Annotated in this window: 17 protein-coding genes; 12 read left to right on the forward strand and 5 right to left on the reverse strand. The window is 46.9% G+C overall.

All coding sequences use genetic code 11. The features are described 5' to 3' along the window. The first annotated feature begins 65 nt into the window (after positions 1-65). Positions 66-656 carry a VTT domain-containing protein gene (locus MHM93_RS01810; protein WP_022945313.1) on the forward strand — a complete coding sequence of 197 codons (591 nt, stop codon included), beginning with the start codon at positions 66-68 and terminating at the stop codon, positions 654-656. On the opposite strand, the gene MHM93_RS01815 is transcribed toward MHM93_RS01810, so the two are convergent. Next, a complete protein-coding gene (locus MHM93_RS01815; protein WP_239447763.1) occupies positions 646-2,145 on the reverse strand; it encodes an amidase family protein in 1,500 nt (499 codons plus the stop codon). The two genes, MHM93_RS01810 and MHM93_RS01815, sit on opposite strands and share 11 nt — an antisense overlap. Positions 2,146-2,289: 144 nt before the next feature. On the opposite strand from MHM93_RS01815, the gene MHM93_RS01820 reads away from it, so the two are divergent. Continuing rightward, positions 2,290-2,640, forward strand: a complete 351-nt coding sequence (locus MHM93_RS01820) for a hypothetical protein (RefSeq protein WP_053910254.1) — start codon at positions 2,290-2,292, stop codon at positions 2,638-2,640. Positions 2,641-2,729: 89 nt separating this feature from the next. Beyond that, complete coding sequence (locus MHM93_RS01825) at positions 2,730-3,083, forward strand: hypothetical protein (protein WP_239447765.1); 354 nt, start codon at positions 2,730-2,732, stop codon at positions 3,081-3,083. Between the two features lie 17 nt (positions 3,084-3,100). On the opposite strand, the gene MHM93_RS01830 is transcribed toward MHM93_RS01825, so the two are convergent. Together MHM93_RS01830 and MHM93_RS01835 are read right to left on the reverse strand one after the other, a co-directional pair. Further along, positions 3,101-3,487, reverse strand: coding sequence for a hypothetical protein (locus MHM93_RS01830; RefSeq protein ID WP_239447767.1), 387 nt, complete (start codon positions 3,485-3,487; stop codon positions 3,101-3,103). Between the two features lie 75 nt (positions 3,488-3,562). Continuing rightward, entirely contained in the window at positions 3,563-4,732 is a 1,170-nt protein-coding gene (locus tag MHM93_RS01835; protein WP_239447768.1) for a GGDEF domain-containing protein, read from the reverse strand. Between the two features lie 234 nt (positions 4,733-4,966). On the opposite strand from MHM93_RS01835, the gene MHM93_RS01840 reads away from it, so the two are divergent. Next, positions 4,967-5,662 (forward strand): LiaF domain-containing protein, encoded by a 696-nt coding sequence (locus MHM93_RS01840; RefSeq protein WP_239447769.1) that lies wholly within the window; start codon positions 4,967-4,969, stop codon positions 5,660-5,662. A gap of 38 nt (positions 5,663-5,700) precedes the next feature. Here MHM93_RS01840 and MHM93_RS01845 read toward each other — a convergent pair whose 3' ends face one another. Further along, positions 5,701-7,041, reverse strand: coding sequence for a sigma-54 dependent transcriptional regulator (locus MHM93_RS01845; protein ID WP_239447771.1), 1,341 nt, complete (start codon positions 7,039-7,041; stop codon positions 5,701-5,703). Between the two features lie 163 nt (positions 7,042-7,204). Here MHM93_RS01845 and MHM93_RS01850 point away from each other — a divergent pair, with 163 nt between their 5' ends. The 3 genes from MHM93_RS01850 to MHM93_RS01860 are packed head-to-tail and all read left to right on the forward strand — an operon-like array spanning position 7,205 to position 8,999. Next, positions 7,205-7,681, forward strand: a complete 477-nt coding sequence (locus tag MHM93_RS01850) for a DUF2383 domain-containing protein (RefSeq protein ID WP_239447773.1) — start codon at positions 7,205-7,207, stop codon at positions 7,679-7,681. A gap of 45 nt (positions 7,682-7,726) precedes the next feature. After that, positions 7,727-8,368, forward strand: a complete 642-nt coding sequence (locus tag MHM93_RS01855) for a sulfotransferase family protein (protein WP_239447775.1) — start codon at positions 7,727-7,729, stop codon at positions 8,366-8,368. Positions 8,369-8,426: 58 nt separating this feature from the next. Then, positions 8,427-8,999 (forward strand): tRNA-(ms[2]io[6]A)-hydroxylase, encoded by a 573-nt coding sequence (locus MHM93_RS01860; protein ID WP_053910374.1) that lies wholly within the window; start codon positions 8,427-8,429, stop codon positions 8,997-8,999. Positions 9,000-9,023: 24 nt separating this feature from the next. Here MHM93_RS01860 and MHM93_RS01865 read toward each other — a convergent pair whose 3' ends face one another. After that, on the reverse strand, positions 9,024-9,575 hold the full coding sequence (locus MHM93_RS01865; protein ID WP_022945301.1) for a DUF308 domain-containing protein: 552 nt from the start codon (positions 9,573-9,575) through the stop codon (positions 9,024-9,026). A gap of 215 nt (positions 9,576-9,790) precedes the next feature. On the opposite strand from MHM93_RS01865, the gene MHM93_RS01870 reads away from it, so the two are divergent. From MHM93_RS01870 to MHM93_RS01890, 5 genes are all read left to right on the forward strand, one after another. Continuing rightward, on the forward strand, positions 9,791-11,440 hold the full coding sequence (locus tag MHM93_RS01870; RefSeq protein WP_239447777.1) for a mechanosensitive ion channel family protein: 1,650 nt from the start codon (positions 9,791-9,793) through the stop codon (positions 11,438-11,440). A 338-nt stretch (positions 11,441-11,778) separates the two neighbouring features. Then, positions 11,779-14,046 (forward strand): TonB-dependent receptor, encoded by a 2,268-nt coding sequence (locus tag MHM93_RS01875; protein ID WP_239447779.1) that lies wholly within the window; start codon positions 11,779-11,781, stop codon positions 14,044-14,046. 123 nt (positions 14,047-14,169) lie between these two features. Further along, positions 14,170-14,466: a hypothetical protein gene (locus MHM93_RS01880; RefSeq protein ID WP_022945298.1), complete on the forward strand. Its 297-nt coding sequence runs from the start codon at positions 14,170-14,172 to the stop codon at positions 14,464-14,466. A gap of 98 nt (positions 14,467-14,564) precedes the next feature. Then, entirely contained in the window at positions 14,565-15,221 is a 657-nt protein-coding gene (locus MHM93_RS01885; protein ID WP_239447781.1) for an HAD family phosphatase, read from the forward strand. 42 nt (positions 15,222-15,263) lie between these two features. Further along, positions 15,264-16,088, forward strand: coding sequence for a DNA ligase (locus MHM93_RS01890; RefSeq protein WP_239447783.1), 825 nt, complete (start codon positions 15,264-15,266; stop codon positions 16,086-16,088). The last annotated feature ends 7 nt before the right edge of the window (positions 16,089-16,095 follow it).

Here is a 16,095-nt window from a genome sequence, read left to right on the forward strand (position 1 = left end):
TGAGCGAACAATAGCAGAGCCATTAGTACACACTAAACTTTTGAATTTTATACAAGGCACATTGGATGGCAATTTCAAAAACGTTAAAGCATAAGACCCAAAAACTCGTAGACTCGAAGCATATGCTTAAAGGCATCACTTTCGCTTCTTTTTTAGAGTCGACCATTGTGCCTATTCCTTTAGAGGCGGTGATGGTGCCATTGATGCAAGCACGACGAGATAAACTATGGTTAATCGCGCTTATGGCTACTTTGGGCTGTATAGTCGGTGCCTTGTTTGGTTATGCCATCGGTTATTTTTTGTTTGACCTGGTCGGTCAATGGGTCATTGATACGTTCTCTAGCCCTGAGCAATTTGAACAAGTCAAACAACAGATGCAAGCACAAGGGTTCTGGTTTGTGCTCACGTTAGGTATTGCACCTATTCCTTTCCAAATAGCGATGCTGGCTGCGGGAGCGACCAAATATTCCCTATTAATGTTCGTTTTAGCCAGTGCAATAGCGCGCTCAATTCGCTATTTTGGCTTGGCAGCGGTGGTCTATTTTGCTGGTAATCATGCCGAGCGAGTGATCAGAAAACACAAAACAAAGGCCATTGCTGGCCTCTCTATTGCGGTGCTCTTATTGTGGTGGGCAGCCAACGCGCTTAAAGGCTAGTGTGCTCAAGCAGTGAATCAATGGTTTTGGCCGCTGCAATGGCTTGTTCATCGCCGCCGACATTCGCCATAACAGAAAACCCTACAGGCAGACCCTGAACATCGGCTAAAGGCAGAGTAATGTGGAGCGTACCTGCCACGGCAGCGAGCGTGCTGGCGCCACCGAGATAATGATCGCCATTAATTTTATCAATCTTCCATGGCGGAGAGTTAGTGGGGCTGATGATGGCATCAAGCTGATTTGCTGTGAACCAATGTTGTAGTGCATTACGCGCAGTGAGGCGATACTGCTGTGATGCCTTTAAGTAATCTTCACGTTGGGCTTGTAAATCGATGGCATTTGCTTGATGTAACAGTTCTTGACCGAAGTAGGGCATGGTGCGAGCTTGATGCTGTTCATTAAAGGCGATCAGCTGGCTTAGCGTTTTCACCTTTACCTGCGCTGGCGTGGCGGCCAGATAGGCGTTCACATCGCGTTTGAATTCATACAATAACACTTGGAACTCTTGGCGGTACATACTACCCAGATCAGCTTGAGGCAGTTCGATAAGTTTAATGCCATGGCGCTCTAATTGCTTGAGCTGCTTTTTAAACACAGCCTGGGTCTCGGCGGTAAAGTGGCTGTAATCAACATAGCCAAGTGTTAATTCCTTTGCCCTACTGGGCTTTACCTCTGTGTAATTGATGGTGCGAAAGGCGTGGTGATTTGGGTCTTGGGCGTCGGGTGCAGCGATGACCTGAGTCGCTAATAACACATCCGCTAGCGAATTAGCCATTACTCCAACGGTATCCTGACTTTCAGCTAGCGGCACCACACCCACGCGGGAGACTTGACCATAGCTAGGTTTGAGCGCATAAACACCATTTGTCGCAGCAGGGCAGACAATCGAGCCGTCGGTTTCAGTGGCTAACGCGAGGGGCGCGAAGCCCAGTTTTACCGCCACGGCTGAGCCAGAACTGGAGCCGCATGGGCTACGGGTTGCATCAACGGCATTAGCCGTTTGTCCACCTAGGGTACTCCAACCAGATGAAGAGCTGTTGGAGCGAAAGTTCGCCCACTCGCTAAGATTGGCTTTACCGAGGATAATCGCTCCGGCGCTGCGTAACTGAGAAATGACCTGGGCATCAGCGCTGCTGACATTCTGCGCTAAGGCCAAGGCCCCAGCTGTAGTGGCCATGTTAGCAACGGCTATATTGTCTTTCACCAGTACCGCCATACCATGAAGTGGTCCTTGCCATTGACCTTCACGAGCCAAGTTATCAAGGCGCTGCGCATCGTGTAGGGCGTTATTGTTAATGGCCATCACCGCACGATAGTTATCATTTAGCGCGTCAATACGTGTTAAATAGTGTTGGGTAAGCTTAGTGGCAGAGCTCTGTTCACTATGAAGTTGTTGTTGAAGGTGCGACACTGTTTTGGTCTTTTGCGCATTGGCGCTGAAGGCCATACACAAGAGCAGTGCAGATATCGTAAGCCGGGTGTGGTTCACGAGCGTATCCTTGTTGTTATTATGTGCCTTTAGATTAGCGGCCTTCGTTGTCTGCGGTCAACTGCAATAGGGTGAGTGAAGCGCTTGCCAACATCGGTGTCATTTGCGTTACTATGGCTTTTTCATAACCCATGGACGATAGCTATGAGCCAATATTTACACCAAGCCTTTCAAGACCTTCGTATCCGTAAAAATGACGTCACGAACGACCAAAACAAACACCGTTCGCAAGGTAATAGTGCGCATTTGCAGGCACTGGAAGAAAAAATCGACTCCCTATATTTAATGAATTTAGCCGCGTTGGAGTTGTTGCAAGATATGGGAGTCAGCCGCAGCGATATTTTACGAAAGATAGAGGAAATCGACCTACGTGATGGCAAACTCGACGGTAAAGTCGCATCGTCGAGTCACTGCAAAGACTGTGGTCACAAGGTGAGCCCTCGTCGCCGTCATTGCTTTTACTGCGGCGCTAATATCGCTCAGCTGCAATTTTAGCTCCCTCCTTAGTTGCAGCACTAAAGTTAAGCCTAGGGTCAGTGATCAGCCGCTAGGTTATAAGCTCGAATAGAGCAAAGGGGCAAACAGTGCGATTACTAACAGGGTTGTTACTGACGTTATCACTTGCGGCGTGTAGCGAACCACAAACCCGCTATTACGCAAGTTATGCAGATGCACACAGAGCACAACTATTTGAGCAGGGGGAGCTACCTGAGGTATTGCCGCTATCGGCCAAGGCATTTCAAGTTAACACCGATGCCGATAGAAAACGGGCGACGGGACGCTTTAAAATCGCGCCAGCGGATATTAATACCTTTGCTGGCCGGCTACAGCAAAGCCCATACCCAGGCTACGAATTTGTCTATTATCATGGCGAACAGGTGTGGTTATTTAATATACATGAAGACGGCAAGGTGGAGTATCGCTCACATTCAAAGTGAGGCAATACCCCGTTGCTTTAGACTACTAATTCAGCCTGAATATGGCGTATTAAATTATTGACCCAATTGACATACTGGCGATGAATTTTCTTGCCATCGTATCTTAAATTGACAGAGTCAACATACTCTACCGAAAACTGGCTCGGGGTATAATTAATATCAACCGTCAACTGATGAGTGCGAATATTGAGCACTGCAGCAACGACCCCTTCGCTTTTAGCTGCACACTGCCAGCCGAGCTGCAGGCATGCTTTGATTATGGCTTTTTCAATATCCTTATCACTGTGGTTTTGGCTCTGGGCCATAGGAATGGCGTTATAAGGAAAGTCTCGCACTGGCACTGTGGTTTTGCAGGCACTTAGGGTGAATAAGGCCACCAAGGCAACGACAAGGGTGTGACGCATTTACTGATCTCCGTGTAAAAGCGTTATTGTCTCTTAAAAGTTATTATGACTCAAACCCTTATATGTCGGTTTGTGTTAGCCAGTAGAAACCGTGGTGGTGTCGCTATGATGGGTTTCAACCAAGCAGTTACGGCCACGGCTTTTTGCTTCGTAAAGGCCTTTATCCGCTTCAATCAGCATCTTTTTAATATCAAAATGGCCACTTTCTCGGCAAGTGACGCCGATGCTAATGCTCAGCGGCAGGCGCTGATGGTGCCAATAAAATGAGCCTTCGGCAATGGCCTTACGTAAGCGATCGCCCACTTTGAGCGCCGTGCGTTGATGGGTGTTGGCTAAAATCACAGCGAATTCCTCTCCGCCAATACGCGCAGCTAAATCATCCTCCCTGAGTTGCTCGCGGATGCGCTGACTCACCCATTGCAATGCAGCGTCTCCGCCATCGTGACCAAACTGATCGTTGACCTTCTTAAAGTAATCTAGATCTATCATCATGACTGCAAGCGGCTGCTGCTTAGCAATACACTGCGCGAGTCGTTTTTCGCCTTCATAGAAAAACGCACGACGATTGTACAAGTTTGTGAGTGGGTCGAAATTAGCCAAGTTAGTGAGTTTAGCTTCTGAACGTATGAAAAAAAGCATCGGAAACACCAGTGCCGTGCACGTGGTCAGTAGTAAGTGAACAGCAAGAACTAACTGTTTGGTCCAAGGTGGTAATGATTGCTCCCAGTGCAACAAATTGGTAAGCAACAGGCCCGTTTGAACCAACATTACCAGCGCATGCAAGGTGACGAGAATAAGCAAAGTGGCGGCATATATATTGCCTTTGGTTGTTGTTCTAATAGCCGCTGCAGCGGCAAAGAATAATATGGCAATAGCCATAGAAGTGTAAACCAGCCCCCACAGTGGCTGGTGGTGCAATAACGCAAGTAACAATGCACTGAAACCCAGAATAAAATAGATAAACAACGGGTTATGGTGATTTGAAGAGCAGTACCAGAGTATACCTCTTAGCACCAGCAATGGCGCTGTTATCATCAATAGTTGGGCGCTGTAATGGGTTAGTACCGGTAAGTCGATAAACACACGCAAAGTCGCGCTTATTTCAGCTAAACTAAATACCAGACAAGATAACCCCCAGTACAAAAAGCTTCGTTGTGCACGTTGGTAAAACACCAACAACAAAAAGACGCCAATAAAGGCGTTTAGCAAAGTCGATACCACTATCAATGTTGGTAGATGTAACATGGCACTCGGGATATTGGGGTGACACTTGAAGTTTAGTTCACCTACTTAGCGTCGCAACCCGCGCCATGGGGAGTTACTCAGTAAAGATGATTAAAATATCGTTAATTAAGCGTAAATATGGTGGTTTTGGCGAATGCGGTGAACTGGCTTTATCTCCATCTGACTGAAACTAAAGGAATTAATATTTGGCGCTGATTTTGCTTAGGTAAGCAAAACGACAACAGGAGTGTGAACATGAGTGTTCCTTTAAAGGATAGGCCGTTAGCGCAAGTAAAAGAAGAGATCATCGATCAGCTAATTTTAAATTACAGTCATGGTGAAATTTCAGCGCAGGCGTTCGAACGTCGCCTTGATCAAGCGTATGACTGTAGCTGCCAAGAGCAACTAGCAACATTGGTTGCTGATCTGCCGCTGCACAGCGACCCGCGCTACAACAGCGAGAAGGCGGCACGTATGCGCACTCCTTTCACGCAAAGTAGCGAGCAGGTTAATGGTGAGAAAATTACCGCCATATTAAGCTCGGACCAACGCAGCGGTGAATGGGTTGTCCCTAAAGAGATTCACCTAAACAATTATTTGGGAAGCATTGAATTAGACTTTACCAACGCTATTTTTTCTCACCCTGAAGTACACATTTACGTTAATTGTATTTTGGGCAGTGATGAAATTGTGGTGCCAGAAAATGTAGATGTGCAAACTCAGACCACCAATATCATGGGGTCACTGGTTAATAAGCGAATCTCACTTGGGCCGCGATACGAAGATAAACAGCGACCGCGCATTATTATTCATGGGCGTATTATTCTCGGGAGCGTGGAAGTCAGTATTAAGCGAACGATGAAAGAGAAATTAAAGGCCTTTGCCTTTGACTTACGTGATTTATTTGATGGCCGAGAGCAGGGCAAAAACCGCAACCGATATGATGGCTAAAATGTCGGGGCTTGTTCATAGCAAGCCCCGTAAACTGATTAGTCCTGAGAGTACTTTTCTAGTTTGTTGTAAAGTGTTTTCACACTAACACCTAATTGTTCAGCGGTATCCGTTTTGTTGCCGGCGTTCTCTTCCAAGTTTTTCAAAATTGCCGCTTTTTCCAATGCTTCCAAAGAAACTCCAGTAGGAATATCGACGCTGTTGCTGTCGCTTTTGCTTACTGATTCACCCAATGAAAGATGCTCGGCTTTGATTACGTCATCGGCCAAGATCATCGCCCGTTCAATGGTGTGTTTTAGCTCCCGTACGTTGCCTGGCCAGTTATAAGCAGCAATGCGGCTAAGTGCATCGGTAGCGATACGTTTGTGGCTCAATTCTTGGGCATTACGGTAGGCAAGGAAGTGCTCAGCGAGGCCGGTGATGTCATTGCCTCGGTCGCGCAGTGGTGGCACTCGGATAGGGAAGTGCGCTAAGCGGAAGTATAAATCCTCACGGAAAATGCCATCATCAATGGCTTGTTGCGGGTTACGGTTGGTTGCACAAACAATACGCACATCAGCATGTTTCACTTGTTGACTGCCTACGGCGCGATACTCTCCGCTTTCGAGCACGCGCAGTAACTTAACTTGTTGCTCTAATGGCATCTCTGTTACTTCGTCTAAAAACAGCGTGCCGCCTTTAGCTTGGTCGAAGACCCCTTGGTGGTCGCGGTGTGCACCTGTAAATGCGCCTTTCACATGACCAAATAACTCACTATCTATAAGCTCTGGGGAAAGTGCGCCACAGTTTATCGCAACAAAAGGTGCTTGTGGCTTTTCGCCAGCAATATGAACGGTATTGGCAACGAGTTCTTTACCTACACCACTTTCGCCAATAATCATCACGTTGGCATCAGTGCGTGCGACCTTACGAATAGTGCGATACAACTTGTGCATAGACTTAGAGGAGCCAACTAATAAACCAAATTGGTCAAGGTCGCTGGACTCAACAGCTTTACTTGATTGGCTGGCTTCACCAAACAGTTCGTAGCTGTCTTGCAGAGTTTCGCTAATCAGTTCCAAATCATACGGGGCACGGCAGTGGAACCCGGCACCATCGCGCATCAACTTATCAAGATATGGATTTGGCTTACCTTTACTTAAAAATAGAAACTCAACGTGCGATAACGCGTCGGTGTCATTTAGGGTGTTGTATCCTTGTTCATTGAATTCTTCGAGTTCCACCAATGCAATATCACAACCCGACTGGGCAACTTGCGCTTCCCACGGCTCAAACTCGTTTGCGTAGAACAGCTGAAACTTTTTTAATACTTCTAATTTAGCCAGCTTCGAGACCAGCTCGGGGTCGCTGAGTTGTACAAACATTTTAACCTGGTGCATACATTGCTCTCCTTGAAAGAGTTGTAAAAATAACAAGTCAGCGGGTAGATGTTACTCGGGTTCAGCGAGAAGATCCTTCTAACCTTCTGAATTATAATAAAATAAATAATGGTATATGAATTGCAAGTGAACTAGGTACATCAGCGACCATAGGAGTCTAAATATGGTTCATCTTGACCAAACACAAGCAAAACGTGATAAAAAAATTGCCAAAGACATCACAAAGCTGAACCGAGATGCGGCGACGTTTTATAGGCAGGCAGCCGAGCAGGTCAGTGACTACAACGTCAGGCATGTATTTATCAATATGGCAAAAATACGGGACCAAGCCCAGTTATCTGTCTACGATGTGGATGAACATCCCGATCACAGCAGTATGGAAAATACTTGGCTGGGTACAGCGATCGCTTGGTACGCGCAAGCTAAGAGTCATTTTTCTAACAGGCCTGAGCAGTCAATGATAATCGATCTCATTGAGTTCGAGAAGAAGTTATTGGCGAAAATAAAAAAAGCAGTCAGTGAAGCTCGCGACCCAGCACTCAAAGGCGCTTTAGCGAGTATTACTGCCGACATTCAGATGTGTATCGACCAACTCAGTGCATGTAAACCAGCGAATACTCGCAGCCACGCAACGCAGTGAGTACAATAACGGTCATAGCAATGTTTAACAACCCATACTATGGCCATGTCGAAAATATTTGTGATAGGTTTACCGCGCAGCGGCACCACCAGCGTGTGTGCTGCTGCACTTGATTTAGGTCTTCGCACCGCCCACACAGCTTATACTAAAGCGTGTTTTGAGCGTGCGGAGCTCGTTGCCGACACACCCTGCTTTAGCCACTACCCGGAGCTGGCCGAGCGCTTCCCTGAAGCAAAATTTGTGCTCTTGCAGCGTCAACCAGAGTGTTGGCTGGAGTCTATCCAACGCTTATTGCAGCGAATGAGTACCAATTTATTGAGCGATACAGGGGGGTTTAGTCCGCTTCTTAAAGCAAGTTACCATCGTGTATTTTCGCCTTTGAATGAACAAAGCCTAGTTGATGGTAAGCACCTTGAATATTGCTATAAGCGGCATCAGCAACAGGTATCAACGTATTTTGCTCAGCAAGCGCACCGTTTACTGACAATTGATATCAGTGAGCCCCATAGTTTTCAGCAATTTTGCCAGTTTGTTGGAGCCAATAGCACGAGCAAGCAATTTGCGCACCTTAACCAGCATAATAAGGTGATGGCTTGGCGCGACTTAAAGCACCCCCTGAAAGTACCCTCCACGCGCAACGGCAAGGTCGACAGCCTTGAGGCGTGGCTTAGGGGTGAAGCGGTATGAGTGCGTGTAAATTTGGTATAGAATGCCGGCCATTGTTTACATACCCATCATATTGATCATGTTCGAACTCAAATACCACACGCCAGCACAATGGACTGACGCTGTACTGGCCGATTTTGACACGTTTTTACAAGACCATGCTGGCGCTGAGAAAAAAGCCTCGGGCATGGCGTTGTCGATGCTGTCTCACTACCCAGATAAACGCAAGCTCGTTAAAGCGATGACTGATTTAGCGCTCGAAGAGATGATTCATTTTAAACAAGTGGTTAAGTTGCTAAGCGAGCGCGATGTGAACCTAGGGGATGATAAAAAAGACCCTTATGTGAATCAGCTGCGAGGCATGTTTCGCCATGGAAAAGACGTGTTTATGATGGACCGGCTGCTGGTCGCGGCTGTGATTGAAGCTCGAGGCCATGAGCGCTTCGCGCTAATAGCTGAAGCGTTGCCACCTGGTAAAGACAAAGAATTTTATGTCGCGATTGCAAAATCAGAAGAAAAACATAAAAACTTATTTGTTGAGCTTGCTTATGAGTATTTCGACAAGGCTGAAGTCGATGCGCGGTTAGCCCAAGTGATTGAGCGCGAGGCACAAATTTGCGCCTCTTTACCATTTCGTGCAGCCTTGCACTAATAACTTAAATTCGACTAGCGCGAGCTAGTCGAATTGCTTTTCGAGGGTGCGTAACTTAACCCCTAGCCAACATAAAATAAGGCCAAACACAAAGGCATACAGAGCGACTAGCCAAAGCATGGCAATAATACCTTGTCCGGGGTTGAAAATAAGGTAGCCACCGAATAACACCGACAATATACCACTGATTAATATAAGCGTGGTGCCCTGTAAATGTTTAGCTAATTTCACTGCCGCAACGATTTCTGTAACACCGATAGCAACTGCCCAAAAGGCGATGAGGTAGAGCATCACGTAGGCCGTTAATTGTGGCATGATCAAGGTGATAATAGCCGCAACAATCCCCAAAAGGCCGGCTATTAAGGTGACAAACCAATAGCCGTTCTGGCCTTTTTGTTTTAACGCCAGCCAGACTCTTGAGCCGCCATCAAGTAAAAAGAAGGCCGCAAAAATAAAAATTAACACGTTGATAGTTAATTGCGGTGATAACCAAGCGATGGCCGCAAATATGATTGCTACTAAGCCTTGCAGTATGAAAATGGGCCATTGTCCGGGTAGTGACTTTGCGATACTCATCATCCCTCCTCGCGATAACAACACAGTCCAAGAGATTGTGCCCGTGCTATTTATCGATGCAGCCTGCAAACAGGCTAAGTGGTTAAATTGATAGTGCCAATTGCTTAGTCAATCTAGCAAGTGCCTGCTTTGAAGGCAATTTATATCGACCCACGTGCGCAAGTTTGGCGCTTATAGCTATGCTTTATAGAGTGCGAGAACAGATGGATGATGTGATGAACCCTTGGCGTAGTTTCAAATGTGGGCTCTTGGCCCTTGCCCTTGTTTTACCTTACTCGCTTGAAGCCAAAGTTACGGTGAAAGAAATTTTAAACAATGAGCAACAACAGGCAAAGGATAACAGTGAGCACGCTGAGCAGTCTACGTTACCAGACGATGAGGTTGCTACTAACGAGCACCTAATAATCGATGAGTTTAATCGACAAACGCCGCGCAGTGCTATGCAGGGATATTTGCATGCGGCCCACCAACGCGACTTTGAGCGTGCGGCGCACTATTTGGACTTTCGCAATTTATCGCTGCAAGCTCAGGCGATGAATCATGCTGAGCTCGCGCACACCCTCTATTTGGTGCTTAATCGCACTTTATGGGTAGATACGCAGGCGCTGAGTAATCACCCCGCAGGCAGTCGTAATGAGCCTGTGCCTAGTTATCGTGACCTAGTGGGAGAGATAGACACCTCACGAGGAGCGGTGCAAATTTTATTGCAGCGTGTGCCCGGTGACACCCCGGGTAACTACATATGGAAAGTATCCAATGCGACCGTAAACAAAGTGCCATTTTTACGCCAAGAGTTTGGTTATTCTCAAGCGGGTGAGTGGCTGTATCGCCACCTACCTCATGGGGCATTTTTAGGGGTTGAGGTGTGGCAATGGGTTTATTACAGCCTGAACCTGCTCGCATTTTTACTGATTGCTTATCTAAGTACGCGCATTTTTCTGTATTTGCTATTGCGTACTAAAGCAGACGTGAGCCAGCCAGCAAAAGCGTTAGTAACCGGGCCATTATGTTTTTTACTGGGGATTGTGTTGGCCCGCACTTTCTCCTCGGAGGCTAATTCCACCCTGGCCACCCGGGCTATATTCGAAGGCGCAACTTTGTTAATTCTGGCGTGGACGTGGTTTTTGCTTAAAGTCGTTGATGTTATTCGTTTGCGTCTAACGTTACGCTTGCAACGCAACAACAATACTCAGGCCGAATTTTTACTGCGCCCTGCAGGGAATGTCGTGAAGATTCTGCTGACTCTTATTGCCTTATTAGTCTGGTTTGAGAATTTAGGTTTTAGTGCCACAACACTGATTGCCGGGCTTGGAATTGGGGGCTTGGCGCTGGCCTTAGCAGCACAAAAGTCGGTAGAAAACATTATTGGTGCGATTACCCTGTATGCTTCTGCGCCGGTCAAAGTTGGTCAGGTATGTCGTGTTGGTCGCTATTTTGGTGTTGTTGAGGAGATAGGCCTGCGTGCGACGAGAATGCGCACTTTGGAACGCAGCGTTATACACATAGCAAATGCCAAGTTTGTCGATATGGAAATTGAGAACATATCTGAGCGTGAGCGCATAGCCTATAGACCCGAGATTGTGCTTGAACGCTCAACTCAACATCAGGTGTTAGCGCAGTTATTAGAGCAGATCCGTGAGATACTTGAGCGGCACCAAGATATTGCCGACCAACCGTGTCGAGTACGACTCAGCGGGTTTGTGCCCAGAGGCATAAAAATAGATGTGTTAAGTTATGCACAAACCACAGACTTTGACTATTATCTGCACATAGTTGAATCGTTAAACCTACAAATTATCGAGTGCTTGAACCGATTAGGGATCGCATTAGCTGCGCCTGAACCATTGAGTTTTGCAAAACTATAATGTAGGCAGAGCGAGATATAGCAAATGTGTCTAGGTATGCAAGGGTTAATTTGCATTTAAAAGGACAAATGTCCTTATTTGCATCTAAAGTCGGTTAAAAAAATCAAACCTGTATCTAAAAGTAGATAAATGTTGCAAATTAATGAATTTTTACTGAACTAATTTCAGATTTCAGTGCTATAATTCTCGCCCGTAATGTTCAGCCTTATTTTTGCTCTTACACTCTCAAATTTAAGGTCCGCGCTCGAGGATGCGCGCAAAATTGAACATTGTGCCAGGTGAAACGGCGCTACATATCTACCGTTGAACAAAAGAGTGTACAAAAGGCTAAAACCAACATGAAAGCAATGAAACGTACCACGCTTGCAACATTAATTAACGCAGCGTTGTTCTCAGCCGCTGCCGGCTCTTCATTCTCTTCAATCGCTGCTGAACAACAAGGTCCTGCAGCAAAAGACAATTCTCTCGAAGTTATTCAAATTACCGCACGTAAGCGTGTAGAAAACGCTCAGGAAGTGCCTGTTGCGGTATCTGCACTGCAAGGTGATGGCTTAGAAGCCTATAGCTCTGCGGGCATGGACATTCGTTTTATGAATGCGAAAATCCCAAGTCTATCTATTGAATCTTCGTTTGGTCGTTCATTTCCACGCTTTTATGTTCGTGGTCTAGGTAATACAGACTTCGATTTGAATGCCTCACAACCGGTTTCGCTTGTTGTTGATGAAGTTGTTCAAGAAAACGCCATTTTAAAAGGCTTCCCGGTATTTGACGTTGCCCGCGTTGAAGTACTTCGCGGTCCACAAGGTACATTGTTTGGCCGTAACACCCCTGCAGGTTTGGTGAAGTTCGATACGGTTAAACCGAGTCAAGAATTTGAAGGCTATGGCTCAGTCTCATACGGTAGCCGTGGTGCCGTAGACTTTGAAGGCGCTGTCGGTGGTGGGTTAACCGACCGCCTGTCAACACGTGTCTCTTTGCTATGGCAAGAAAAAGACGACTACATTGATAACCGCGCGCCAGGTTTTGAACAAGAAGATGTACTTGGCGGCTACAGTGAAAAAGCAGCGCGTGTACAATTCTTGTACGAAGGTGACGACTTCACGGGGTTATTCAACTACCACTTACGCGACCTTGATGGTACGCCTATCGCCTTTCGCGCCAATGCTATTAAAGCCGGTAGCAACGATTTAGTTGACAACTTTGAGCATGACGTGGTTTACCACGATGCTGCATCGCGCGCGACGCAACAGGTTGAGTCGCAAGGTGCAAGCCTTAAGCTTGAGTGGGACGTTAATGATTTTTACACCCTGACTTCTATTTCTGCATGGGAAAGCGCAGAAATTTATTCGCGCGCCGACATTGACGGTGGTTACGGTGCTGCGTTCTTACCGGAAATGGGCCCGGGTGTTATTCCATTCCCATCTGAAAGTGCCGATGGCATCCCAGATCAAGACCAATACACGCAAGAGCTTCGTCTATCGAGTAACTTTGCCGGTGACTTCAATTACCAAGTGGGTGTTTTCTACTTTGATGAAGCATTAACCATTGAAAACTTTAGCTATGACACCTATGGTGCGCAGCCTGGTATATTGAATGGCTACGTGATTCAACAGCAAGATACCGAAGCATGGGCGGTATTCGGCTCAGCGGATTACACCTTGACTGATGATTTGAAAGTCACAGTGGGTCTGCGTTACTCAGATGATGAGAAAGAATTCTCAGCAAATCGTACCCAAAGCCCTGTTGGCGGCGGTGCATTGATCCTTACTGAGAACCCAAGTGATGACCATGTGAGCTGGGATATCTCAACCAATTATAAAGTGAGCGATGACATCAATTGGTACGCTCGGGTAGCCAACAGCTTCCGCGCTCCAAGTATCCAAGGTCGTATCTTATTTGGTAACGAAGTGACGATTGCAGAGTCTGAAACCGTAACCTCTTTCGAAACCGGTATTAAGTCGGATATTCTTGATGGCCGTGGTCGTGTCAATGCGGCGGTATTCTATTACACCATGGATGACCAGCAGCTTACTGCGGTTGGCGGTGGGGCTAACTTTAACCGTTTAGTGAATGCCGATGAAACCACAGGCTATGGCTTCGAAGTTGATACCCAGTGGGTGTTAACCGACAACCTTAATGCGACCTTTAACCTCAGTTACAACAACACTGAACTGAAAGATGACACCTTAGCGGTTGATGTCTGTGCACAGTGTATCGTTACCAACCCTGTTAACAACAGTGGCCAGGCAATTCTTGACGGTAACAGCCTACCGCATGCGCCTGAGTGGATCTCTAACCTAACGCTTAGCTATATGAGACCTATGGGCGAGGGTGATTTCTTCACTTACGCCGATGTTTCTTATCGTAGTGAAATCAATTACTTCCTATACGAGTCAGTTGAGTTTGAAGGCAAACCGCTAACGGAAGTAGGCCTACGTGCTGGTTATACTTGGTACCAGGGTGATAACGAGTATGAAGTATCAGCTTTCGTACGCAACATGTTTGATGAGCAGCAAGCTATCGGTGCTATCGACTTCAACAACAACACCGCAATGGTGAATGAAGAGCGCTACATCGGTGCTGAATTTAAAGTGAGCTTCTTCTAAGCGAGAATCACTTTAAGCTTTATTGAAACCCGCCAATTGGCGGGTTTTTTCGTTTATATTGGTGTCTTGAGCTGGTAAAGTTTGCGCTAAGCCCTAAGGGGAGTGTTTATAGAGAGAGTAACTATGTCTGGATTTTGGAACTACCGCGTTATTTTGGCTGAGGAAGCCGGAAAAGAGCCGCTTTATCAGATTCATGAAGTGGAATATACCAGCAATGGTAAAGTGACCAATTGGTCAGAGACCGGCGCTGCGCCCTTCGGACACGACATAGAAGAGCTAAAAGCGGATGCGGAGCGCTTAAAAAGTGCCTTTGCGAAACCGGCTTTGAAAGTCGTTCGTCAAGCCAGAGGTTATGAACTGGTAGAAATAGAAAGTGGCGAACCGGCTTCAGCAGAGCCACCTGCAGGAGTACAGCAATAAGCATCTAGCGGCCCATTCTACTCGCCCTTGCTGATACATTTCATAGCGGTCGGGGCGGTAACATGATAGCTGATGAAGTAACATAAGAGAGTACCCACATGATCACCACCGTATTATTTGATTTCGACGGCACTTTGGTTGATTCCGAATCGCTGCACTTTCAGTGTTGGAATGACATTTTAGTACCTTATGGTATTGCCTATGATGAGGTGGAGTTCTGCCAGCGTTACAGCGGTCGTCCAACCTTGGCATCCGCGAAAGAGGTGGTCACACAGCATAATTTGGCTATCAGTGCAGAGGCATTGGCGCAGCAAAAAAATGACCAATTTGCCAAAGTGGCCGCCACCTCTTTACCACGGCTAATGCCCTATGCGCTGGAAATCTTGCAACATTGTCGTGAGGATGGCTTCAAGATAGGGCTTGTGACCGGCAGTACGCGTGATGAGGTGATGCCAATATTGCACGGTTACGAATTGGCAGAGTACTTTGCCTGTGTGGTCACCAAGGACGATGTTAGTGAGCCAAAACCCGCGCCGCAGCCCTACCTTTTAGGCCTGTATTTATTAGGTGCGAATGCGCAGCAAAGCCTCGCCATTGAAGACACCCATACCGGCTCTATGTCGGCTAAAAGTGCTGGTCTGCGCGTTGCGGTGGTGCCCAATACACACACTCTTACCCAAGATTTTAGCCACGCAGATGGGCGCTTTGCAAACCTGGCGGATTTATATCAACAGTTGCTACAAATCCGTAAATAGCCACTACACTAAAGAGTAAGCGAACAACATAAGGATATGGTCATGCGCTTACTTTTCACTTTCATCCTTTTAGCCAGCCCCGTATTGTGGGCGACGACACCGCCGTTGGAGTTGGCGAAACAGCTCACTGACAAACACCAAGTAGAGCGCTACCTTGCGTCGGAAAAGTACGACGGGATCCGTGCGACTTGGATTAACGGCGAGTTGCGCAGTCGTGGTGGTTTATTTATCAATACACCCGCTAATTTTACCGCAAACTGGCCATCGATGCGCCTTGATGGTGAGCTTTGGGCGGGACGAGGGCGCTTCAATCATGTCAGTAACACCGTATTAGACAATCAACCCAATGCCCAGCATTGGCAGGACATTCGCTTTATGGTGTTTGATGCACCGAGCGATAAACCTTTTTTCAAGCGCTACAGTGACTACACACATGCGATAGCTCAGTGCGACTGCGATAACTTAGAGGCGATTAAACAACACCGCTTTAGCACCCGTGCACAATTATCGCAGTGGTTTAATGAGTTAGTTAGCCAAGGCGCGGAAGGGGTGATATTGCACCGCCGTGATGCGCGTTTTAATCCCGGGCGCAGTGATAATGTTTTAAAACTGAAACCCTACATGGATAGCGAAGCTAGAGTTATTGGTTATCAGCAGGGACGGGGTAAGTATCAAGGTATGCTCGGTGCCCTGATAGTCGTTGATGAGCGCGGTAAGCAGTTCAAAATTGGCACTGGGTTTAGCGACGCCGAGCGGGCAAATCCTCCCGCTATTGGCAGCACTATTACGTTTAAATACCATGGCTATACAAAAAATGGCGTGCCACGTTTTGCCAGCTATTTGAGACAAAGAAAACCGCTTAATTAACGCGCTC

It is taken from the genome of Pseudoalteromonas sp. MM17-2 (assembly GCF_022347945.1).
Lineage (GTDB): Bacteria > Pseudomonadota > Gammaproteobacteria > Enterobacterales > Alteromonadaceae > Pseudoalteromonas > Pseudoalteromonas ruthenica.